Here is a 21,839-nt window from a genome sequence, read left to right on the forward strand (position 1 = left end):
CCGGCGTGAGGACCGGGCGCATCGGCGCGGTGCTGGCGCGCGCCGACCGCTTCCTGCTGCTGCTGATCGCGACCGTCGCGCTTGCCGCCGTCCTGCCGGCGCGGGGTGAGGCGGCAGTGTGGGTCGAACATGGCACCACCGTCGCGGTGGCGTTGCTGTTCCTGCTGTACGGCGCGCGGCTCGCGCCGCAGGCGATCTGGGCCGGGCTGGCGCAATGGCGGTTGCAGCTGCTGGTGTTCGCCAGCACCTTCCTGCTCTTCCCGCTGATCGGGCTCGGCGTCGCGGCGGTGACGCATGCGTGGCTGCCCGCGCCGATCGTCACCGGGCTATTATATCTCTGCCTGCTGCCGTCGACCGTCCAGTCGTCGATCGCCTTCACCTCGATCGCGCGCGGCAACGTCCCCGCCGCGCTGTGCAGCGCGTCGTTGTCGAACCTCGTCGGGGTGGTCATCACGCCGTTGCTGGTCGCGCAGTTGCTCGCGACCGCCAGCGGCGGCTTGTCGCTCGACGCGTTGCGCGACATCGCCTTGCAGATCCTGCTGCCGTTCGTCATCGGGCAGGCGATCAGGCCGTGGGCGCAGGCGTGGCTGCTCGCGCATCCGCTGCTGACCAAGGTGGTCGATCGCGGATCGGTGCTGGTGGTCGTCTATGCCGCGTTCGGCGCGGGCGTGGTCGCCGGGCTGTGGCAGCATGTCTCGCCGTTGACCTTGGTGGCGATCGTGCTCGTCTCGCTGGTGATCCTCGCGATCGTGATCGGCGCGATGACGCTGACGTCGCGCGCGCTCGGCTTCACGGTCCCCGACGAGATCGCGACCGTCTTCTGCGGGTCGAAGAAGAGCATGGCGAGCGGCATCCCGATGGCGGCGATCCTGTTCCCCGCGCACAGCGTGGGGCTGGTCGTGCTGCCGCTGATGATCTTCCATCAGGTGCAATTGTTCGTCTGCGCCTGGCTGGCGCGGCGCTATGCGGAGCGGGCCGACCGAAACGGGTGATGCGGATGCTGGGGCGGTCGAGCGGAACGCGCTAGAACCGTCGTCATGATCGCCGCGCTGCTGCTTCTCGCCGCTTCCACCACCCCCACGCTGGAGGAAGTCACGCGCTTGTCGCCCGCGGCGGGGGGGGGAACTGGCGCTTGCCGGTTATCCGCACGCGCCGATCGTGGAGGTGCGGCGCGAGGGCGATGCGCTCCCGCCGCCCGGCACGACCGAGCTGACGATGGTCGAGCGTGCGACCGCGCTGCCCGGCGGAGGCTGTCTGCGCCATTATTGGCGTGTGTCTTTCAGTCGTCTTCATTCGGATGACACGGCCGGACCTCACTATCTGGATGCGGATCGGGCCCGATCCCATCCCGAAGTCGCGCTCGGCAGCGGCGCTGGCTGCCCGACGGGAGACTATGTCGGCACGCACCCCGACCTTGCTCCCGCCGTTGCGATCGTCGAACTCACGCGCTTGCACGAGTGGCGGGCCGGGCATGGCGCACCGCGCTATCGCTGTACTGACCGCACCGGATCGCGGTTGTGTGCCACGGCGGCGGGGCTCCGTCGCGAACTCGCGCGCGTGCAGCCATGGATGATCTTACGCGAGCAGGACGAGATCGTCATGTGGATGGGGCAGCGCGGCGGTGTCGTGACCGAGCTGCGCTACGTGCCAAGCGATCACGTGGCGACCGCGACCGTCACGCGCTTCATCCCCGCGCCGTTCTGACGCCCTTGCCCCAGTCCCGCCGCACGGGCATGAGCCGCGCATGACTGTTCGCGCCCGTGTGATCCCGTGCCTCGACGTTGCCGGCGGGCGCGTCGTCAAAGGCGTCAATTTCGTCGATCTGGTCGATGCCGGCGATCCGGTCGAACAGGCGCGCGCCTATGATGCGGCGGGGGCGGACGAACTCTGCTTCCTCGACATCACCGCCAGCCATGAGGCGCGCGGCACGATCCTCGACGTGGTGCGGCGGACCGCGGCGGTGTGCTTCATGCCGCTGACCGTCGGCGGCGGCGTGCGCACCGCTGAGGATGCGCGCGCGCTGCTGCTGGCGGGCGCGGACAAGGTTGCGGTCAATTCCGCGGCGGTGGCGCGCCCCGAGGTGGTCGCCGACATCGCCGAGCGCTTCGGCAGCCAGTGCTGCGTCGCCAGCGTCGACGCGCGGCGCAGCGGGGAGGGCTGGGAGGTGTTCACGCATGGCGGTCGCCGCGCGACCGGGATCGACGCGATCGAACACGCGCTGCGGCTGGCCGAGCTGGGCGCGGGCGAGTTGCTGGTGACGTCGATGGATCGCGACGGGACCAAGGGCGGCTACGACCTCGACCTGATCCGCGCGATTGCCGACCGCACCGCCGTCCCTGTTGTGGCGAGCGGCGGGGTCGGGTCGCTGGGCGATTCTGGTCGCGGGGGTGGTCGAGGGGCACGCCTCGGCGGTGCTGGCGGCGTCGATCTTTCACTTCGGGCAGGCGACGGTGGCCGAGGCGCATGAGGCGCTGGCGGCGGCGGGGGGTGCCGGTGCGGGCGCCGCTGGGGTAGGCGGAGGCGCTTGTGGCGCTGGGTTGAGGCGAGGTCGAACGTCTTTGCTCGGTGGTTTCCGGGCCGGCCGCTTTCGAGTGCGCGGGCGTGTATAGGAGCCCACGCGTGGCCACCCGCTGCCCCCAACGGGATGATGAAGCGGGGTTGCGTCCGCCGGCCTAGTAACGAGCTTGCGGCTGCATAAGCTCTACCGTGATATGATCGGGACCGGAAACGTAGGTCACCAAAGTTCCCTTCCGTGGGCCTCCCGCGATCGGCAGCGGACTACCTTTGGCCTTCCATCCTGCTGCCTCGACGCGGGCAATGGCGGCATGGATATCCTTCACGGTAAGCGCCAGGTGGGCCGCTCCGATCGATCCCGCGCCGCTGGGCACCGCCCCGTTCTGATGCCCTTTCGAATATTGCAGCAATTCGACCACGTAGCCGTCGGGTGCCTTGACGATCGCCGTTTTCACACTCTGATCGTCGACGCCCGTCACCTGATGCAGGAAGTCGCCTCCCATCTCCGAACGTCGCTCGAGCGTGAAGCCAAGCGCTCCCGTCCAGAACCGGATGGCATCGTCCAGCGACGATACAGCGAAGCCCGTATGGTCCACGGCGATTACGTTTGCGGCGTCGGTCATTTCGCTACTCTCACTGGGTCGCGCTTGCGGTGTCAGGTCTGCGCGGCGGCTGCAACCGACGCCAGTAGCATCGCCAACAACATCTTCATGGTGACCACCTAGCGCTCAGGCCTTCTCCTGAGAAGGATCGGCCGGGGGCGGGCGCATGCCAACTTCCCGGTCTGCTCAGCTCGTGCGAAGGGAAAGGTTGGCGAATATCGCGCGCAACTGGATTCATTCCATTGCCCCGCTCACAACCACTCCGCCCCCGCATGTTCCCCCAGCCGCGGGCTCGGGCGCGCCGCCACCGCGCGCGCGCCGTCGTAGCGGATCGGTGAGGCGAGGCCGGGGATGCCGGCCATCGCCAGCTGCATCCCGCGCGCGATCACTTGCGGGTCGGCGAAGACCTGATCGATGCGGTTGACCGGGCCGACCGGCACGCCCGCCGCCTCCAGCGCGGCGAGCAAATCGGCGGCGCGCCACAGGACGGTGCGCGCCACCAGCAGCGGGAGCAACGCCGCGCGGTTCGCCACGCGCGCGGGGTTGGTCGCGAACCGCGCGTCCCCCGCCAGCGCCGGTACATCCAGCACCGCGCACAGCTTGGCGAACTGGCGATCGTTGCCGACCGCGACGATCAGGTCGCCGTCGCTGGTCGGGAAGCTCTGGTACGGGGCGAGGTTGGGGTGGCCGTTGCCGACGCGCTGCGGCACCACGCCGCTCGCCATCCAGTTGAGCGCCTGATTGGCGAGCACCGCGACCTGCGTGTCGAGCAGCGCCATGTCGATATGCGTGCCGACGCCGCTCGCTGCGCGTGCGACCACCGCGGCGAGGATCGCGACGGTGGCGTAGACGCCGGTGAACAGATCGGCGTGCGCGACCCCGCCCTTCTGCGGCGGGCCGTCGGGCTCGCCGGTGATCGACATCATCCCGCCCATGCCCTGGATGATGAAGTCGTAGCCGGCGCGCTGCGCATAGGGGCCGTCCTGCCCGAAGCCGGTGATCGAACAGACGATCAGCCGCGGATTGGCGGCGCGCAATGCGGCGGGGTCGAGCCCGTATTTGGTCAGCCCGCCGACCTTGTAATTCTCGATCACCACATCCGCGCCGGCGGCGAGCGCGCGCACCTGCGCCTGTCCCTCTGAAGTGGCGATGTCGATCGCGACCGAGCGCTTGCCGCGGTTGCAGGCGTGGTAATAGGCCGCCGCGCCGCGCTCGCCGGGCGTGTCGACGACGAACGGCGGGCCCCAGTGGCGGGTGTCGTCGCCCTCGCCGGGGCGCTCGACCTTGATGACGTCTGCGCCGAGGTCGGCGAGCAACTGCCCGGCCCATGGTCCGGCGAGGATGCGCGCGAGTTCGAGGACGCGCAGGCCGGCGAGAGGGCGGTGGGTCATCGTTCGGGTGTAGCGTCGTCGGGCGCGTGCGCGAAGCGGTGATGATGTTTGGCTCACGCGGAGGCGCGGAGGCGGGAGAGAAGAAGAGCGTCTCCCGATCGTGAAGCCGGGGAAGCCCGCCGCCGGAGCGATAGTTCGGCCGGGAGACGCTCACTTCCCTTCTCCGCGCCTCCGCGCCTCCGCGTGAACATCACTTCTTGAGGCGTCGCGTCGTCGCACGCCCCCCGGGTTGAACACCCCCGCCCGCGCCGCCTAAGACGCCGCGCACCAGTCATTAAGAGGTTGCCCCCATGAAAACCCGCGCCGCCGTCGCGTTCGAGGCGAAGAAGCCGCTGGAGATCGTCGAGCTGGATCTCGAAGGCCCGAAGGCCGGCGAGGTGCTGGTCGAGATCATGGCGACCGGCATCTGCCACACCGATGCCTATACGCTCGACGGGCTCGACAGCGAGGGGCTGTTCCCCAGCGTGCTCGGCCACGAGGGGTGCGGGATCGTCCGCGAGGTCGGCGCGGGGGTGTCCAGCGTCGTGCCCGGCGATCACGTCATTCCGCTCTACACGCCGGAATGTCGCCAGTGTAAGTCGTGCCTCAGCGGCAAGACCAATTTGTGCACCGCGATCCGCGCCACGCAAGGCAAGGGGCTGATGCCCGACGGCACGACGCGCTTCAGCTACAAGGGGCAGCCGATCTACCATTATATGGGCTGCTCGACCTTCTCGAACTTCACCGTGTTGCCAGAGATTGCGGTCGCGAAGATTCGCCCCGACGCGCCGTTCGACACCAGCTGTTATATCGGCTGCGGCGTCACCACCGGGGTCGGCGCGGTGGTCAACACCGCCAAGGTCGAGGTCGGCGCGACGGTGATCGTGTTCGGGCTCGGCGGGATCGGGCTCAACGTCATCCAGGGCGCGAAGCTGGCCGGCGCGGCGCGGATCGTCGGGGTCGACATCAACCCCGATCGCGAGGAATGGGGGCGGCAGTTCGGGATGACCGACTTCGTCAACCCCAGGGACGTCGGCGATGTCGTCCAGCATCTGGTCGCGCTGACCGATGGCGGCGGGGACTATACGTTCGACTGCACCGGCAACACGGTCGTGATGCGGCAGGCGCTTGAGAGCGCGCATCGCGGCTGGGGCGAATCGATCGTGATCGGCGTCGCCGAGGCGGGCAAGGAGATCAGCACGCGCCCGTTCCAGCTCGTCACCGGGCGCGTCTGGAAGGGCACCGCGTTCGGCGGCGCACGCGGGCGCACCGACGTGCCGAAGATCGTCGACTGGTATATGAACGGGATGATCCAGATCGATCCGATGATTACGCATCGGCTGACGCTGGACGAGATCAACAAGGGCTTCGACCTGATGCATGCCGGCGAGAGCATCCGCAGCGTCGTGGTCTATTGAGCGAGGGGGCGACGATGTTCAGTCATGTGATGGTCGGATCGAACGACGTGGCGCGGTCGAAGACCTTCTACGACGCGCTGTTCGCGGCGCTGGGCGGGCGCGAAGGGCGGCAGGACGAGAAAGGCCGCGTCGTCTACGCGCATGACGGCGCGCTGTTCATGATCTCGCGCCCGATCGATGGCGCGCCGGCGTGCCACGCCAATGGCGGGACGATCGGCTTTCGCATGAGCGGACCGGAGCAGGCGCAGGCATGGCACGCGGCGGGCGTCGCCCATGGCGGAACCGCGATCGAGGACGCGCCGGGGGTGCGTACCAGCCCGTTTGGGCAGCTCTACCTCGCCTATCTGCGCGATCCGGACGGCAACAAGCTGTGCGGCGCGTATCGCGTGGCGGCGTGAGTGCTGGCCGTCATTGCGAGCGTAGCGAAGCAATCCAGGGCGTCCTGATCCGACACTGGATTGCTTCGCTACGCTCGCAATGACGACGTACTTCCGTCATCCCGGACTTGATCCGGGATCCCGCTTTTTCTCGACCGAAGGGAAAAGCGGGGCCCCGGATCAAGTCCGGGGCGACGGATAAGGGCGATGCCCCGATAGAAGGCCTTGAAAGGATCATCGATGGAAACCGTCTCCACCGCCCGCGCGCATGGCGGGACGCAAGGCGTATTCCGCCACCGCTCGACCGCGACCGGCACCGACATGACCTTCGCGGTCTATGTCCCCGAGCACGCGCCGGGCGCGACGCTGCCGGTGGTCTGGTATCTGTCGGGGCTGACCTGCACCCACGCCAATGTCACTGACAAGGGCGAGTTCCGTCGCGCCTGCGCCGAGCACGGGCTGATCTTCGTCGCGCCGGACACCAGCCCGCGCGGTGACGACGTACCCGACGAGGATGCGTGGGACTTCGCCAAGGGCGCGGGCTTCTACGTCGACGCGACCGAAGCGCCATGGGCGACGCATTATCGCATGTGGTCCTATGTCACCGCCGAACTCCCGGCGCTGGTTGGCGCGAAGTTCCCCGCCGACATGACGCGCCAGTCGATCATGGGGCATTCGATGGGCGGGCATGGCGCGCTGACCGTCGCGCTGCGCCACCCGGAGCGGTTCCGCGCCGTCTCCGCCTTCGCGCCGGTCGTCGCGCCCAACCAAGTGCCGTGGAGCAGGGCGCTCGACCGCTATCTGGGCGACGACGCGGCCGCCAAGCGCCGCCACGATGCGGTCGCTTTGATCGAGGATGGCGCGCGTGTGCCGGAAATGCTGGTCGATCAGGGCGATGCCGATTCGTTCCTTGCCGAGCAACTCCGCCCCGAACTGCTCGCGACCGCCTGCGCCCATGCCGGGATCGCTCTCACGCTGCGGATGCAGCCGGGCTACGACCACAGCTATTACTTTATCTCGACCTTCATGGCCGATCATCTGGCGTGGCACGCGGCGCGGCTGCGCGCTTGACGCAACCGGGCGGGGCGGGGCATCAGCCCCCATGCCCGATCGCCTCCCCGCCGACCCGCACCACATGAAGCGCCGCGGCCTGTTGTTCGTCCTGTCCTCGCCGTCCGGCGCGGGGAAGTCGACGATCGCGCGGATGCTGCTCGCCAGCGAGCCCGAATTGTCGCTGTCGGTGTCCGCCACCACCCGCGCGATCCGTCGCGGTGAGGAGGACGGGCGCGATTACCATTTCGTCTCGCTGGATAAATTCCGCGAGATGGCGGCGAACCACGAGTTCCTCGAATGGGCGCACGTCTTCGACCAGCGCTACGGCACGCCGCGCGCGCCCGTCGACGCGATGCTGTCGGACGGCAAGGACGTGCTGTTCGACATCGACTGGCAGGGCGCGCAGCAGCTCCACCAGATCGCGGGCGGCGATGTGGTGCGCGTGTTCATCCTGCCGCCGTCGATGGAGGAACTGCGCCGCCGGCTCGAGGGCCGCGCCACCGACGCGCAGGAGATCATCGAGCGCCGGATGAGCCGCGCCGATGCCGAGATCAGTCACTGGGACGGCTATGACTATGTGCTGGTCAACGACGATGTCGAGAGCTGCTACGCCAAGGTGAAGACGATCCTCGCCGCCGAGCGGCTGAAGCGCTCGCGCCAGACCGGGCTGATCGGGTTCATCCGCAAGCTGCGCACGCCGGCGGGGTAGGGGCGAGGTACGTCATTCCTCGCGGGCGGGACCTTTGCGAAAGTCTGTCGGTTGCCCTCGCTCGCTCGTCACCCCGGACTTGTTCCGGGGTCCACTGCTCCTCGACATCAACGACGTCGACGCTCGCGAACCGGTGGATGCCGGACCCGGTCCGGCATGACGATGGGAGTTTCGCAGAGATCCCGCCTTCGCGAGAAGGACCGATTTGACGGTTAGCTGCCGCGCTTCTTTGTCGATGTGCCGTTGGCTGGCACCGTCATCCCGTCCTTCTGCCGACAGATGCGGATCGACGGCTGACACGCGATCCCGATGTTCGAACAGCCTGCGTTGGACCCGCCGGTCGGGCAGGCGCGGCAGATGCGCTTCACGTCGGTACAGGATATCGGTGCCGCGAGGGCGAGTGCGATCGTCAGCAGCATCTTGGCCTCCAGCCGGTCCGTCGTGAGGCGGCGGCCGTCACTGCCCCGCCGTCGCCCCCTCGACCACCGTCTCGAACACCTGCGACCGATCCGGACCCTCGGCGATGTGCAGCAGCACCCAGGTGTCGGCGCGCCGTGCGATGCGGACGCGGATGCGGTCGTTGAACAGTCCGTCCGCCAGCCCGGTCGGCGCGACCTTGCCCGAATTGAGGATCAGCGCGCCCATGTCGCGCCCGCAGGCGGGGCCGGTGCAGGCGAAAAGGGTCTGAAATCCGGCGGTTTTCAGCAGATCGGCGTAGTAGCGCTCGATCTGGAGCGGGGCGGTCGCCGGCTTGACGCGATAATCGATGTGGGTGACTTGCCCGGTAAGCAGGCGCCGGTTGGCGGTGTCGTCCTCGGCCGCGATCGGGCCGGTGGGGATCGTCACTTCGTCCTCTGAAGCGGCGCGATAGCCGTCGATCTCCGCGCCGGCGTAGCGCGGGAGCAGTGGATGATCGGTCCCGTCGCTATCCTGCGCCAGTGCGGGCGCTGCCAGGGTCGACGCCGCAGCGATCAGTGCCATCGTCCAGCCCGTGCGCATCGCTCATCTCCCCCTTCGTCGATCGTTACGGGAGTATGCCTTATTCGCGATCGTGCCCGCAACCCGCGCGACCGTCGCCCAGCAACGACAGGAACCGCGCCGCCGCGTCATAGTCGCGGCGCTTGCCCGCGCGCGCCTGCGTGGCGAGCAGGTCCTCGCCCCAGCGCTCCGCCTGCCAGTCCTCATCGACCATCGCCGCCGTCCATAGTCCGTCCGGCATCACCGCGCCTTCCGCGAGCGCCAGCGCGCCGACCAATGTGCCGGTCAGCGTCACCAGCGGCGACAGCGGCGCGAGCGCGAAGGCGTCGCGACTCGCCACCGCCTCAGCCAGCCGCGCGACCGTCGCGGGCGGCTGGGCGCGGTGCATCACGCCGGTGACGATCTCGAAATGCACGTCATAGCGATCGCGCGCCCAGTCGAGCAGCGGGTCCCACGCCGCTGCCTGCCGCGCGACCAGCTCGGCGGGCGCGTCGGCGCGGTAGCAGAGCAGGTCGCTCTCGGCATAGGCGGCCAGCCCGGCGGCGAACCCCGCGGGTGCGGGCGCGATCCGGTCGATCGCGGCATTGGCGAGCCCGGTCAGCGGCATCGCGCGCGGGTCGAGCGTCTCGCCGACCGCGCGCCATTCGTCGGCGACCGCCTCGGCCAGCGCCAGCGTCGGCAGCGCGAGCGGCGCGCGCCCCGGCGTCCGCACCGGGCGCGTGTCGAGCCGGATCGCGCGGTCGGCATCCACCGTCACCTCGGTCCAGAAACGCTTCATTTCGGGCTCCTCCAGCGCCGGGCCAGCGCGCGCGGCACGGTGGCGATCATCCACAGGGCGCTGACGACGATCGCCACGCCCAGCAGCTTCGGCCCCAAGGTCTGCGCGCGCCCGAGCAACACCACGCCGAGCAGCGCGCCGGCGGTCCCCGCCAGCCGCGTCGCGACGATCGCCGCCCAGCGGCCGCGTGCCGGATCGCTCATGCCGCCAGACACGCAGGGAGCTCGGCGCAGCGGTGCGCGATGCGCGCCGCCCCGGACTGCCACAGGGCGTCCTCGCGGTGATAGCCCCAGCTCACGCCGATCGCGCGCGCACCTGCCGCGCACGCCATCGCCATGTCGAACGTCGTGTCGCCGATCATCGCTGTCATATGGGGCAGCGCGCCGGCCTGCGCCATGGCGGCGTGGAGCATCGCGGGATCGGGCTTGGAGGGGTGGCGATCGGCGGTCTGCAACGTGACGAAGCGATCGGCGATCCCGTGCACCGCCAGCACATGCGCGAGCCCGCGATCCGACTTGCCGGTCGCGACGCCGAACGACCAGCCGTCCGCCGCCAGCGCGTCGAGCGCCTCGACCAGCCCGTCGTAGAGCGGCTCGGTGTCCAGCTCGCCGTCCTCGCGCATCCGGCGGAAGATCGCCTTGTACGCATCGGCCAGCGCCAGATGCACCGCCGGGTCGAGACCGGGAGCGAGCAGCGCCATCGCCTCGACCAGACTCAGCCCGACGATCGCGCGAATCGCGGCGCGCGGTGGCGCGACCAGCCCGAGCGCCGCAAAGGCGTGTTCCATGGCGCGGCAGATGTTGGCCTGGCTGTCGACGAGCGTGCCGTCGCAATCGAAGACGGCGAGTCGGATGGGCATGAAGACGCCTGTTAGTCGGCGAAGCGTGGGAGGCAAGCGGCGAGGCGCGCGTTAACGACTTCGTGACGGACCGAAGCTATGGTTAATCGCGCACGGACGCCGGGGGGCGTGCGCAACTTTAGCCGGAGCCGAGGGGCGGGTAATGATCGAAGCCGTTGCACTAACGTATGGGATGCTGCTGAGTTTCGTGCTGGCGGGTGCCTCGCGCAACCGCAAGCTGGCGCGCGCCAACCCGCCGATGCTCACCTATGTCGGCTATGTGCTGTTCGGGATCACCTGCTCGGTGGCGCTGATGGCCGCCAGCTATGCGGCGTGGGGCGTCATCACCGATTCGGCGATGGCGATCTGATCGGTCTGCTGTCGCCGCCCCGTACCTGCTCCGGGGCCCCGCTTCTTTTTTGCCGTTCAGAAAGAAGAAGCGGGATCCCGGATCAAGTCCGGGATGACGGGATAAAGGTCGATTGTCAGACGGCCGGCTACCCGCGCTTGCGCGCCTGCGCATAGGTGCCCAGCACCCGCACCCATTTCGAATGGAAGCCCAGTTCCTCCATCGCCCGATCGAAGGCGGGATCGCCGGGCCGCCCCTCGACATCACAATAGAATTCGGTCGCCGCGAAGCTGCCGCCGCGCTGGTAGCTCTCCAGCTTGGTCATGTTGACGCCGTTGGTCGCGAACCCGCCCATCGCCTTGTAGAGGGCGGCGGGAACGTTCTTCACCGCGAAGATGAAGGTCGTCATCCACGGCCCTTCGCCCGACAGGGACCGCGCGCCGCGCGCCAGCGTGACGAAGCGCGTCGTATTATGGTCGGCGTCGGCGATGTCGGTCGCCAGCAGCTCCAGCCCATAGATCGCCGCCGCGCCCGGCGGGGCCAGCGCTGCGATGCTGGGATCGCGCAGCTCGGCGACCACCGCCGCCGCCCCGGCGGTATCGGGATAATTGACCGGCGCGATGCCATGCGCCTTCAGCCAGTGGCGGCATTGCCCCAGCGCCTGCGGATGGCTCATCGCCTGTTGCACGCCGTCGCGCGGGCCGCAGCCGATCAGCGCGTGGCGGATGCCGAGGAAATGCTCGCCGGTGATGACCAGCCCGGATTCGGGCAGCAGGAAATGCATGTCGGCGACGCGGCCGTGCAGCGAATTCTCGATCGGGATGATCGCGCAATCGGCCGCACCGGTCTTCACCGCGTCCAGCGCATCCTCGAAGCTGAAGCATGGCAGCGGCAGCGCGTCGGGGAACGCCTCCTGCACCGCGACATGGCTGTTCGCGCCCGGCGCACCCTGAAACGCGACCGCGCGCCCGGGCTCGGCAGCGGCGGCGGCGGCCATGGCGGCGACGATCGGGCGGGCAGGCGCGGCGTAACTTTGCATGGCCGCGTGGCCTAGAAGAGCATGCCGCGCCGCTCAAGCGCTTGCGATGCGCGGGAGCCCTTTCTATGGAACGCTGAAGGAAGAGGGGCGAAACGGCGACATGGACGATCGGACCAACACGATTTTCGGCTGGGCGCTGGCGGCGGCGGGAACGGCCCTGGGGCTGTCGATCGCGGGCGGCATGCTGTTCCACGGCGAGCGCCCCGAGAAGCCGGGCTATGCGATCGAGGGCGTGGAAGAGGCCGGCGGCGAGGGCGGTGCGGCCGCGGTGCCGATCGCGTCGCTGCTGGGCAGCGCCGATCCGGCCAAGGGTGCCGAGGTGTTCAAGAAGTGCGCGGCCTGCCACACGATCAACCAGGGCGGCGCCAACGGCATCGGGCCGAACCTGTACGGCACGCTGGGCGAGCCGATCGGGCAGGGCAAGGGCGGGTTCGCCTTCTCCGACGCGCTGAAGAGCGTCGGCGGCAATTGGGACTTCGAGAAGATGAACGCGTGGCTGACCAGCCCGCGCAAGTTCGCCAACGGCACGAAGATGACCTTTGCCGGGCTGGGCAATGCCGAGGATCGCGCGAACATCATCGCCTATCTGAACCAGCAGGGCTCCAACCTGCCGCTGCCGGCCGCCCCGGCGGCGGGTGCGGCGGCGCCGACCGACCCGGCGGTGGCCAACGTCACCGAGGCGACCAAGGGCGACACCGCCGATCTCGCCAACACCGGCACCCCGGCGTCGGGCGCGCCGTCGGTCGACCCGGCGGCGAAGGAAGACAAGGCGCTGGGCGCGACGCCGCCCGCCAAGCAGTAAGTTCCGGCTCGTCACTGCGAGCGTAGCGCGGCAATCCAGAGCGTCCTGGTCCGGCCCTGGATTGCTTCCCCCGGCCTACGCCGGGGTCGCAATGACGTGTTTGAGTTCGTCGCCCCGGACTTGATCCGGGGCCCCGCTTCTTCTCACGCGCGGTGGCAGAAGAAGCGGGGCCCCGGGTCGAGCCCGGGGCGACGTGTGAGGATGGGGATCGCGCTCCGGCTGCCCCCGCCGCGCTGCGCTTACCCCGCGTATGAAGAAGCGGGGCGTCGGATCAGGCTCGCAGCCACGCTACGCTCACCCCGCCGCCAGCCACGCCGCGACCTGCGCCGCGATCGGCGCGAAAACGCGGTCGTCCGCCTCCGCCGCGGGCGGCTGGCCGGCATCCGACGCCGTGCGGATCGTGATGTCGAGCGGCACACGCCCCAGAAACGCGATCCCCGCCTCGCGCGCGGCCGCCTCCGCGCCGCCACGCCCGAACGGGTCCGACACCTCGCCGCAATGCGGGCAGGCATAGCCGGCCATGTTCTCGACCAGCCCGATGATCGGCACGCCGGCCTTCTCGAAAAGGTCGATCGCACGGCGTGCGTCGATCAGCGCGAGGTCCTGCGGGGTCGAGACGATCACCGCGCCCGCCGGGCGATGCTTCTGCACCATCGTCAGTTGCACGTCGCCGGTGCCGGGCGGCAGGTCGACCACCAACGTGTCGGTCGCGCCCCAGTCGGCGTCGATCAGCTGCCCCAGCGCCCCCGCGGTCATCGGCCCGCGCCACGCGATCGCGCGGCCGGGCTCGACCAATTGCCCCATCGACAAGAGCGGCACACCAAAAGGCGTCGCGACCGGCAGCAACACCTTGTCGCGCGCCTCGGGCCGTGTGCCCTCGACCGCCATCAGTCGCGGCTGCGACGGGCCGTAGATGTCGGCGTCGACCAGCCCGGTGCGCCGCCCGGCCTTCGCCAATGCGATCGCGAGATTGGCCGACAGCGTCGACTTGCCGACGCCGCCCTTGCCGCTGGCGACCGCGACGATGCGGCGCGCGACGCGCTCGGCGGTGACGACGGTGCGCACCTCATAGCCGGGGCGCGCCGCCGCCATCCGCACGCTCGCCTCCAGCGCATCGCGCGCCGGGGCGTCGAGCCCGGCGGCGTCGATCACGACGCCGATCCGCTGTCCCTCGATTCGCACGGTTGCACGGGTTCCGGCCACCGCGGCGACGGCTGCTGCCACTTCTTTCTCGTCCATGAGGGCGATCCGTAGGCGCGTGCACGCCGCTTGCCACTGTTTTTCGTGGATCGCGCACCTATAAAGGCCAACATGACCATCCTGCGACGCTGGCTCCGGCGCCCGATCATCCTTGCTGCCGACAATAATGGACCGTGGGGAGGCGGCGGCGACGACAATGCCGGCCCGCGCAATCCCTGGTCGGTGCCGCCGGGTGGGCGGCGCGGTTCGGCCAAGCCGACCGCGCTCGATGAATTCCTCAAGAAGACGCGGGTCGGTGGCGGCGGTGGCGGTGGCGGCGGCCGTCCGCAGCTGCCGCTCGGCGCGTCGGCGCGGACGTTGTGGCTGATCGGCGTCGGGCTGCTCGTCGCGGTGTGGCTGCTGCTGACGTCCTTCCACCAGATCGGGCCGCAGCAGCGCGGCGTCGTCACCTCTTTCGGCAAATACTCGGGGATGCTGGAGCCCGGCATCCGCGTCACCTTGCCGGCGCCGATCGTCAACGTCACCAAGGTCGACGTCGAGCAGGTGCGCACCGACGAATTCCCGCAGGACGGCGGGGAGACGGTGCTGACCGGCGACCAGAACATCATCGACCTCGCCTATACGGTGCGCTGGCGTGTGTCCGATCCGCGCAACTACGTGTTCGAGATCAAGGACCCGCAGGAAACCGTCCGCGCCACCGCGGAGAGCGCGATGCGCGCGGTGCTGGCCACCACGCGGATGAACGACGCGATCGGCGCCGGGCGCGGGCTGATCGAGGCGCGCGTGACGCAGACGATGCAGCAGATCCTCGACAGCTATCAGGCCGGGGTGCGCGTGCAGGGCGTGTCGATCAAGCAGGCATCGCCGCCCGCGGCGCTGGTCGACGACTTCAACGCCGTCACCGCCGCGCAGCAGGAAGCGGTCGGCAACCTCAACAACGCGCGCAGCTATTCGCAGCAGGTGATTGCGCGCGCGCAGGGCGAGGCGTCGGCCTTCGACCAGGTCTATGCGCAATATCGCCTAGCTCCTGAGGTAACGCGCCGCCGCATGTATTACGAGACGATGGAGGCCGTGCTGGCCAAGACCGACAAGACGATCGTCGAGACGCCGGGCGTGACGCCGTATCTGCCGCTCGATCGCGCGCGCAAGCTGGTCGAGCCGACGCAAGGAACCTCGACCGCGCCTGCCGCCCCCGCTCAGGGAGGGCAGCGCTGATGAGCCAGCTGACGCGTAACCCGATCGCGATCGGGATGCTGGCGCTGGTGCTGGCGATCGTCGCCGCGGCGACCTTCGCGATCGTGCCCGAGACGCAGCAGGCGGTGGTCCTGCGGCTCAACAATCCGGTGCGGCTGGTCAATCAGTGGCAGCCGGGGCAGATGATCGGCAACACCGGCGCGGGCGTGATCGCGCGCGTGCCGTTCATCGACAAGATCGTCTGGGTCGACAAGCGCGTGCTCGACGCCGATCTCGATAATACGCTGGTGCTGTCGACCGATCAGCTGCGGCTGAACGTCGATGCCTATGCGCGCTTCCGGATCGTCGATCCGCTCAAGGCGGTGACCTCGACCGGGAGCACGTCGAACACCGAGGAGCGTGTCGCGGATCAGCTGCGCCCGCTGCTCGGCACCGCGCTGCGCAACGAACTCGGCAAGGTGCCGTTCGCGGTGCTGCTCAGCCCGGAACGCGGCGCGGTGATGGATGCGATCCAGAACTCGTTGCAGGGCTCGGCGCGCCAGTACGGCGCGGAGATCGTCGACGTGCGAATCAAGCATGCCGACCTGCCCGACGGCAGCCCGCTCGACAGCGCGCTCCAGCGGATGCGCACCGCGCGCCAGCAGGAGGCGAACACGATCCGCGCACAGGGGCAGAAGCAGGCGCAGATCGTCCGCGCCGAGGCCGATGCGCAGGCCGCGCGCATCTATGCCGAGGCGTTCAGCAAGGACGCCGATTTCTATGACTTCTATCGCGCGATGCAGAGCTATCGCCATACGTTCGGGGCCGATGGCGGTCAGCAGCCGGAAGGTTCGACCAATATCATCATGAGCCCGAACAATGGCTATCTTCGTGCGTTCGAGGGCGGCGGTCGTTAATCGGTGATGAGCGCGGCGTTCATATTCAAACGCCGTTCATCGCGATTGCCGCACAGGGTGCAGTGTATTCATCACTTTCGGATCGGGTGACCAAGAGGACATGAAAACCGTGCGTTACGCTTACGCCTTGACCGGCGCCCTCCTGCTTGGCGGCACGGCCGCGTCGCTCGCGCTCCAGAATCCGGCCACCGCGCAGATCGCGCAGAACGAGCCGGGCGCGATCAGCGCCGCCGCGCCGCGTGCCGGCGCGCCGATGAGCTTCGCCGACATGGTCGCGAAGCTCCAGCCGGCAGTCGTCAACATCTCCACCACGCAGAAGGTGACCGTCCAGCAACAGGCGAACCCGTTCGCCGGCACGCCGTTCGGCGACCTGTTCGGCCAGTTCGGCGGCGGTGGCGGCGGCGCCCCCCGTCACCCGCGAGGGCCAGTCGCTGGGCTCGGGCTTCCTGATCTCGGCGGACGGCTATGTCGTCACCAACAACCACGTCATCGCTCCGGCGGCGAAGGGCGCGACCGTCGAGTCGATCACCGTCACCTTGCAGGACCGCAAGGAATATAAGGCGAAGCTGATCGGCCGCGATCCGACCTCGGACCTCGCGGTACTCAAGATCACCTCGCCGACCCCGCTGCCGTTCGTGAAGCTCGGCGACTCGACGCGTGCGCGCGTCGGCGACTGGGTGGTCGCGATTGGTCAGCCGTTCGGGCTGGGCGGCACCGTCACCGCCGGCATCGTCTCGGCGGTGCATCGCTCGACCGGGCAGCCGGGTCCGTTCGACACGTTCATCCAGACCGATGCCGCGATCAACCAGGGCAATTCGGGTGGCCCGATGTTCAACCTGAATGGCGAGGTGATCGGCATCAACAGCCAGATCTATTCGCAGTCGGGCGGCAACATCGGCATCGGCTTCGCGATTCCCGCGACCGAGGCCAAGCCGATCCTCGCCACGCTGATGAAGGGCGAGTCGGTCAAGCGCGGCTATCTGGGCGTCAGCATCCAGCGCGTGAACGACGACATCGCCGCCGCACTCGGTTTGCCGAAGGATCAGGGCGAGATCGTCGGTCGGGTCGAGCCGGGCGGTCCGGGCGCCAAGGCGGGGCTGCGCGCGGGCGACGTGGTGGTCGCGATCAACGGCGAGGCGGTGACCCCGGATCGCACCTTGTCGTCGCTGGTCGCCGCTGCGGCGCCGGGCTCGACGATCAAGCTCGACATCATACGTGACGGCAAGCGGCAGTCGCTCAATGCGACAGTGTCGACGCGCCCGTCCGACGACCAGCTCAAGGTCATCAACGGCGAAGGCGATGATGACGACGGCCTGCCCGACGATGACAGCGGCGCGCAGGCGACGCCGGGGTCAAGCTCGCTGGGTGTCTCGGTCCAGCCGCTCACCCCGCAGATCGCGCGCTCGATCGGCGTCGACTCGACCGTGCAGGGCGTGGTCGTCGCCGGTGTCGATCCTTCGAGCGACGCCGGACAGAAGCTGAAGCGCGGCGACGTGATCTCGTCGGTCAATTCGCAGCCGGTGCGCACCGGGGCGGATGTCGCGCGGATCGTCGCGGCAGCCAAGGCGGCGGGACGCCCGTCGGTGCTGCTCAACATCACGCGCGGGCGCCAGACCAGTGGCTTCCTCGCGGTAAAGATCAAGTAAGTCCCTTTCCGTCACCCCGGATCAACTCCGGGGCGACGGGGCAGGTCACTAGTCAAACGGGCCGCCGCATCGCATGATGCGGCGGCCCTTTTGGTTCGGGAGACAGGCGCGTGGCGGACGGTATCTTGATCGGCGCAGGCGAGGGCGGAGCCGATCCGCAGCGGCTCGATCTCGCGCGCGCCAACCGCCACGGGTTGATCGCGGGCGCGACCGGCACCGGCAAGACCGTGACCTTGCAGGGGATCGTCGAGGGCTTTTCGAACGCTGGCGTCGCCTGTTTCCTCGCCGACGTGAAGGGCGATCTGTCGGGCCTCGCGATGCCCGGCGCGGCGACTGCGAAGACCCATGCCGCCTTCGCCGCACGCGCCGCGGAGATCGGCGCGACCGATTGGAAATATGCCGACACCCCGGTGCAATTCTGGGACCTGTTCGGCGAACAGGGCCACCCGGTCCGCACCACGATCAGCGAGATGGGGCCGTTGCTGCTCGCACGGCTGATGGGGCTGAACGCGGTGCAGGAGGGTGTGCTGACGATCGCCTTCCATGTCGCCGACGAAGAAGGCCTGCTGCTGCTCGACCTCGACGATCTGCAGGCGATGCTCGCGCATTGCGCCGAGCGCGCCGAGGAGCTCACCACCCGCTACGGCAACGTCTCGAAGCAATCGGTCGGCGCGATCCAGCGCGCGCTGCTGCAATTGCGCGCGCAAGGCGCCGAGCATTTCTTTGGCGAGCCGGCGCTGGCGTTGTCGGACCTGTTCGGCACCGACGATAACGGGCGCGGGCTGGTCAACATCCTCGCCGCCGACAAGTTGATGGCCTCACCGCAGCTCTATTCGACCTTCCTGCTGTGGCTGCTCGGCGAGATGTTCGAGTTCCTCCCCGAGATCGGCGATGCCGACAAGCCGAAATTGTGCTTCTTCTTCGACGAGGCGCATCTGCTGTTTGACGAGGCGCCGCCCGCGCTGCTCGACCGGATCGAGCAGGTCGTGCGGCTGATCCGCTCGAAGGGTGTCGGCGTCTATTTCATCACGCAGAACCCGATCGACGTGCCCGACAGCGTCGCGGGACAATTGGGCAACCGCGTCCAGCACAAGCTCAACGCCTTCACCCCGCGCGACCGCAAGGCGGTGCAGGCCGCCGCCGAGACGTTCCGCGCCAATGCGGATGTCGACGTCGCGACCGCGATCACCGAATTGCGCACCGGCGAGGCGTTGGTGTCGCTGCTCCAGCCCGACGGCGCGCCGTCGCCGGTGCAGCGCACGCTGATCCGCCCGCCGTCGAGCCGCGTCGGCCCGGTCACGCCGGAGGAACGGCGCGTGCTGATCCAGACCGATGCGATCGGCACGAAGTACGACACGCTGGTCGATCGCGAATCGGCGGAAGAGCTGCTGACGGCCAAGACGCAGGAGGCGGCGGCCGCGGCTGCGGCGGCGCGCGCCTCGACCGAGGCGGAGAAGGCCGCGGCGGCGCAGGCGAAGGAGGACGCGCGTGCTGCACGCGAGGCGGATCGCGCCGCGCGTGAGGAAGATCGCGCGCGCCGCGCGGCCGAGCGTGAGTCGGCCAACGATCCGTGGAACCGTGCAATGACCTCCGCCTCGCGTTCGGCGTCGTCGGCGGTCGGACGGGCGGTGGCCAACGAGGTGACCAAGGCGGTGTTCGGCGGCTCGCGGCGCGGGTCCAGCGGTGGCGGGCTGCTCGGGCAGGTGGTGCGCGGCGTGCTCGGCGGGTTGATGCGGCGTTGACACGTCGCCCCGGACTTGATCCGGGGCCCCGCTTTTTGCTCGGGTCGAAAGGAAGCGGGATCCCGGGTCAAGCCCGGGATGACAATGATAGGATAGCCATGGTCGTCATTGCGAGCGTAGCGAAGCAATCCAGGGCGTCTTGGTCCGGCTCTGGATTGCTTCGCTACGCTCGCAATGACGGACTGAGCGGCCGTGACCACCCGGACATTTTCCGCTAAGGCGGCGCGCATGACGACCGACTACGACCGCCCGCTGCTCACCCCGCCCGACGGGCACAAGAAAGTGCTGCTCCATTCCTGCTGCGCGCCCTGTTCGGGCGAGGTGATGGAGGCGATGACCGCGAGCGGGATCGACTATACGATCTTCTTCTACAATCCGAACATCCACCCCAAGGAGGAATATATCCTCCGCAAGGAGGAGAATATCCGCTTCGCCGAGAAGCACGACATCCCGTTCGTCGATGCCGATTACGACACCGTCAACTGGTTCAAGCGCGCGCGCGGGATGGAGTTAGAGCCCGAGCGCGGGCTGCGCTGCACGATGTGCTTCGACATGCGCTTCGAGCGCACCGCGCTCTACGCGCATGAGCACGGTTTCCCGGTCATCACCTCGTCGCTCGGCATCTCGCGCTGGAAGAACATGGCCCAGATCAACGATTGCGGCGAGCGTGCGGCGGCGCATTATCCCGATATCGCCTATTGGACGTTCAACTGGCGCAAGGGCGGCGGCGCGGCGCGGATGATCGAAATCTCCAAGCGCGAGCATTTCTACCAGCAGGAATATTGCGGCTGCGTCTATTCGCTGCGCGACACCAATGCGCATCGCGTGTCGCAGGGGCGCGAGGAGATCCGCATCGGCGAACTGTATTACGGTGAGGAAACCAAGGCGGAGTGAGTCTTATGTCGTCATCCCGGACTTGATCCGGGATCCCGCTTCTTACGCGGCTCGCTGGCAAGAAGCGGGACCCCGGATCAAGTCCGGGGCGACGGACGAAGGCAGGAAACGGTTCGACTTCACCCCGCCACCGGCACCGCGATCGTCGCGCGCAGTCCCGGTCGCGCATCGTCCAGCGTCAGCGCGCCGCCGTGCATCCGCGCGATCGCCTCGACCAGTGGCAGCCCCAGGCCGTGGCCGGGCCGATGACGGCTCGCATCCAGCCGGCCGAACCGCCGCAGCGCCGTCGCACGTTCCGCCGCCGGGATGCCCGGCCCGTCGTCCGTCACCGTCAGCCGCATCTGCGCCGCGGCGCGCGTCACCGCCACCGTCACCCGCGACCCCGGCGGGCTGTGGGTCAGCGCGTTGCCGACCAGATTGAGCGCCGCCTGCGTCAGCAACTGCCGGTCGCCCTCGACATCGCCGTCCTCGATCGCCTCCAGCGTCAGGGTATGACCGCTGTCGTCGGCGCTGGCCGCCAGCGTCTCGGTCACGTCGGTCGCGACCGCCGCCAGCGAAAAGGCGCGGAAGGCCGTCCGCCGCTCGCCGCCCTCGACCTCGGAGATACGCAGGATCGCGGAGAACATCGCGAGCAATTCGTCGCATTGGTCGAGTGTCGCCTCCAGTTCGGGCGTCGGCGTTTCGGCGACGATCAGCGCCAGCCGGCTGCGCAGTCGCGCCAACGGGGTGCGCAGGTCATGCGCGACGTCGCCGCCGACGTGGCGCAGGCTCTCGACCAGCGCTGCGATCCGGTCGAGCATCCGGTTGAAGGTCGCCGCTTGTTCGGCGAAGGCGCCGCTGCCCGGTTCGACCGGCACGCGCTGCGTCAGGTCGCCATCGATGATCGCCTCGGCGGTGGCGCGCAATTCGCCGATCCGTCGCCGCACGATCGTGCTGAACGACACCGCACCCGCGACGACGATGATGACGATCAACCCGAAGCCGAGCGCATAGCTGCGCAGCCAGACCGCCGCGAAGCCCTCGATCGGTTCGGTTTCGACCAGGGTCACCAGTTGCAGGCCCCCGCCGGCGTCGCGGCGCTGCATCCGGAACGTCGCGGTGCCGGGCAGCATCCCATCGGCGAGCGTCGAGAAACCCGCGGGCACCCGGCCGGATACCGTGACGTTGCCGCCCAGCCGTTGCCCCTTCGCGTCGATCAGTTCGAAGCCGAGGTCGCCGGTTTCGCGCTGCGCGGACAGCGCCGAGATGCGCGAGAGGATCGCGCCGGCATTGCCGCGCAGCGATTCGTCGAGCAGCGCCCGGCTCACCTCGTCCAGCCGCCGGTCGACCAGCGTCTCGATCGTATGCCGCGACGCCGTGTAACTGGCATAGCCGGTCAGCGCGGTCGCGGCCCCGAATGCGCCCAGGAACAGCGCGGTCAGCCGCCCGAGCGACGCCATC

22 protein-coding genes and 2 pseudogenes are annotated in these 21,839 nt (G+C 69.0%); 14 read left to right on the forward strand and 10 right to left on the reverse strand.

Annotated elements, in window-relative coordinates:
- The first annotated feature begins 5 nt into the window (after nt 1-5).
- From PGN16_RS17645 to hisF, 3 genes and pseudogenes are all read left to right on the forward strand, one after another.
- The gene (locus PGN16_RS17645) at nt 6-992 is read left to right on the forward strand and encodes a bile acid:sodium symporter family protein (RefSeq protein ID WP_335310671.1); all 987 of its coding nucleotides are present in this window, start codon (nt 6-8) and stop codon (nt 990-992) included.
- Between the two features lie 166 nt (nt 993-1,158).
- The gene (locus tag PGN16_RS17650) at nt 1,159-1,704 is read left to right on the forward strand and encodes a hypothetical protein (RefSeq protein WP_335310672.1); all 546 of its coding nucleotides are present in this window, start codon (nt 1,159-1,161) and stop codon (nt 1,702-1,704) included.
- A gap of 40 nt (nt 1,705-1,744) precedes the next feature.
- Nucleotides 1,745-2,486 (forward strand): annotated as a pseudogene (hisF, locus tag PGN16_RS17655) (imidazole glycerol phosphate synthase subunit HisF); the annotation flags it as partial.
- A gap of 186 nt (nt 2,487-2,672) precedes the next feature.
- On the opposite strand, the gene PGN16_RS17660 reads toward hisF, so the two are convergent.
- Together PGN16_RS17660 and PGN16_RS17665 are read right to left on the reverse strand one after the other, a co-directional pair.
- A complete protein-coding gene (locus PGN16_RS17660) occupies nt 2,673-3,137 on the reverse strand; it encodes a VOC family protein (RefSeq protein ID WP_335310673.1) in 465 nt (154 codons plus the stop codon).
- A gap of 230 nt (nt 3,138-3,367) precedes the next feature.
- Entirely contained in the window at nt 3,368-4,507 is a 1,140-nt protein-coding gene (locus PGN16_RS17665) for a CaiB/BaiF CoA transferase family protein (RefSeq protein ID WP_335310674.1), read from the reverse strand.
- A gap of 290 nt (nt 4,508-4,797) precedes the next feature.
- Here PGN16_RS17665 and PGN16_RS17670 point away from each other — a divergent pair, with 290 nt between their 5' ends.
- The 4 genes from PGN16_RS17670 to gmk all read left to right on the forward strand — a co-directional run bounded on the left by PGN16_RS17670 (nt 4,798) and on the right by gmk (nt 8,043).
- The gene (locus PGN16_RS17670) at nt 4,798-5,904 is read left to right on the forward strand and encodes an S-(hydroxymethyl)glutathione dehydrogenase/class III alcohol dehydrogenase (RefSeq protein WP_335310675.1); all 1,107 of its coding nucleotides are present in this window, start codon (nt 4,798-4,800) and stop codon (nt 5,902-5,904) included.
- A 14-nt stretch (nt 5,905-5,918) separates the two neighbouring features.
- Nucleotides 5,919-6,302 (forward strand): VOC family protein, encoded by a 384-nt coding sequence (locus PGN16_RS17675; RefSeq protein WP_335310676.1) that lies wholly within the window; start codon nt 5,919-5,921, stop codon nt 6,300-6,302.
- Between the two features lie 219 nt (nt 6,303-6,521).
- Complete coding sequence (gene fghA, locus PGN16_RS17680) at nt 6,522-7,352, forward strand: S-formylglutathione hydrolase (RefSeq protein WP_335310677.1); 831 nt, start codon at nt 6,522-6,524, stop codon at nt 7,350-7,352.
- Nucleotides 7,353-7,383: 31 nt separating this feature from the next.
- Nucleotides 7,384-8,043, forward strand: coding sequence for a guanylate kinase (gene gmk / locus PGN16_RS17685; RefSeq protein WP_184035235.1), 660 nt, complete (start codon nt 7,384-7,386; stop codon nt 8,041-8,043).
- 212 nt (nt 8,044-8,255) lie between these two features.
- Here the strand turns inward: gmk and PGN16_RS17690 are convergent, their stop codons facing one another.
- Genes PGN16_RS17690 through PGN16_RS17710 form a run of 5 tightly spaced genes read right to left on the reverse strand, consistent with a single transcriptional unit; the run spans nt 8,256 to nt 10,658 of the window.
- On the reverse strand, nt 8,256-8,462 hold the full coding sequence (locus tag PGN16_RS17690) for a hypothetical protein (protein ID WP_335310678.1): 207 nt from the start codon (nt 8,460-8,462) through the stop codon (nt 8,256-8,258).
- 37 nt (nt 8,463-8,499) lie between these two features.
- A complete protein-coding gene (locus tag PGN16_RS17695; protein ID WP_335310679.1) occupies nt 8,500-9,042 on the reverse strand; it encodes a hypothetical protein in 543 nt (180 codons plus the stop codon).
- Between the two features lie 40 nt (nt 9,043-9,082).
- On the reverse strand, nt 9,083-9,799 hold the full coding sequence (locus PGN16_RS17700; protein WP_335310680.1) for an ATP12 family chaperone protein: 717 nt from the start codon (nt 9,797-9,799) through the stop codon (nt 9,083-9,085).
- A complete protein-coding gene (locus tag PGN16_RS17705; protein WP_028966709.1) occupies nt 9,796-10,002 on the reverse strand; it encodes a hypothetical protein in 207 nt (68 codons plus the stop codon). Before PGN16_RS17705 ends, PGN16_RS17700 begins: the two co-directional genes overlap by 4 nt.
- Nucleotides 9,999-10,658, reverse strand: a complete 660-nt coding sequence (locus PGN16_RS17710; RefSeq protein WP_335310681.1) for an HAD-IA family hydrolase — start codon at nt 10,656-10,658, stop codon at nt 9,999-10,001. The genes PGN16_RS17705 and PGN16_RS17710 overlap by 4 nt, the downstream gene beginning before the upstream one ends.
- 142 nt (nt 10,659-10,800) lie before the next feature.
- Between PGN16_RS17710 and PGN16_RS17715 the strand changes: the two genes are divergently transcribed.
- On the forward strand, nt 10,801-11,007 hold the full coding sequence (locus PGN16_RS17715; protein ID WP_335310682.1) for a hypothetical protein: 207 nt from the start codon (nt 10,801-10,803) through the stop codon (nt 11,005-11,007).
- Between the two features lie 127 nt (nt 11,008-11,134).
- On the opposite strand, the gene PGN16_RS17720 is transcribed toward PGN16_RS17715, so the two are convergent.
- The gene (locus PGN16_RS17720; protein WP_335310683.1) at nt 11,135-12,025 is read right to left on the reverse strand and encodes a prephenate dehydratase; all 891 of its coding nucleotides are present in this window, start codon (nt 12,023-12,025) and stop codon (nt 11,135-11,137) included.
- 100 nt (nt 12,026-12,125) lie between these two features.
- Between PGN16_RS17720 and PGN16_RS17725 the strand changes: the two genes are divergently transcribed.
- Nucleotides 12,126-12,827 (forward strand): c-type cytochrome, encoded by a 702-nt coding sequence (locus PGN16_RS17725; protein WP_335310684.1) that lies wholly within the window; start codon nt 12,126-12,128, stop codon nt 12,825-12,827.
- A gap of 294 nt (nt 12,828-13,121) precedes the next feature.
- Here PGN16_RS17725 and PGN16_RS17730 read toward each other — a convergent pair whose 3' ends face one another.
- Entirely contained in the window at nt 13,122-14,066 is a 945-nt protein-coding gene (locus PGN16_RS17730) for an Mrp/NBP35 family ATP-binding protein (protein ID WP_335310685.1), read from the reverse strand.
- 72 nt (nt 14,067-14,138) lie between these two features.
- Between PGN16_RS17730 and hflK the strand changes: the two genes are divergently transcribed.
- The 5 genes and pseudogenes from hflK to PGN16_RS17755 all read left to right on the forward strand — a co-directional run bounded on the left by hflK (nt 14,139) and on the right by PGN16_RS17755 (nt 20,399).
- Nucleotides 14,139-15,242, forward strand: a complete 1,104-nt coding sequence (hflK, locus tag PGN16_RS17735) for a protease modulator HflK (protein ID WP_335310686.1) — start codon at nt 14,139-14,141, stop codon at nt 15,240-15,242.
- Nucleotides 15,242-16,117, forward strand: coding sequence for a protease modulator HflC (gene hflC / locus PGN16_RS17740; RefSeq protein ID WP_335310687.1), 876 nt, complete (start codon nt 15,242-15,244; stop codon nt 16,115-16,117). Before hflK ends, hflC begins: the two co-directional genes overlap by 1 nt.
- 109 nt (nt 16,118-16,226) lie before the next feature.
- Nucleotides 16,227-17,763: pseudogene (locus tag PGN16_RS17745) on the forward strand (Do family serine endopeptidase).
- Nucleotides 17,764-17,873: 110 nt separating this feature from the next.
- Nucleotides 17,874-19,505, forward strand: coding sequence for a helicase HerA-like domain-containing protein (locus PGN16_RS17750; protein WP_335310688.1), 1,632 nt, complete (start codon nt 17,874-17,876; stop codon nt 19,503-19,505).
- A gap of 228 nt (nt 19,506-19,733) precedes the next feature.
- On the forward strand, nt 19,734-20,399 hold the full coding sequence (locus PGN16_RS17755) for an epoxyqueuosine reductase QueH (RefSeq protein WP_335310689.1): 666 nt from the start codon (nt 19,734-19,736) through the stop codon (nt 20,397-20,399).
- Between the two features lie 119 nt (nt 20,400-20,518).
- On the opposite strand, the gene PGN16_RS17760 is transcribed toward PGN16_RS17755, so the two are convergent.
- A complete protein-coding gene (locus PGN16_RS17760) occupies nt 20,519-21,838 on the reverse strand; it encodes a sensor histidine kinase (protein ID WP_335310690.1) in 1,320 nt (439 codons plus the stop codon).
- Between the last annotated feature and the right edge of the window lies 1 nt (nt 21,839).

This window comes from Sphingomonas phyllosphaerae, from assembly GCF_036946485.1.
GTDB lineage: Bacteria > Pseudomonadota > Alphaproteobacteria > Sphingomonadales > Sphingomonadaceae > Sphingomonas > Sphingomonas phyllosphaerae_E.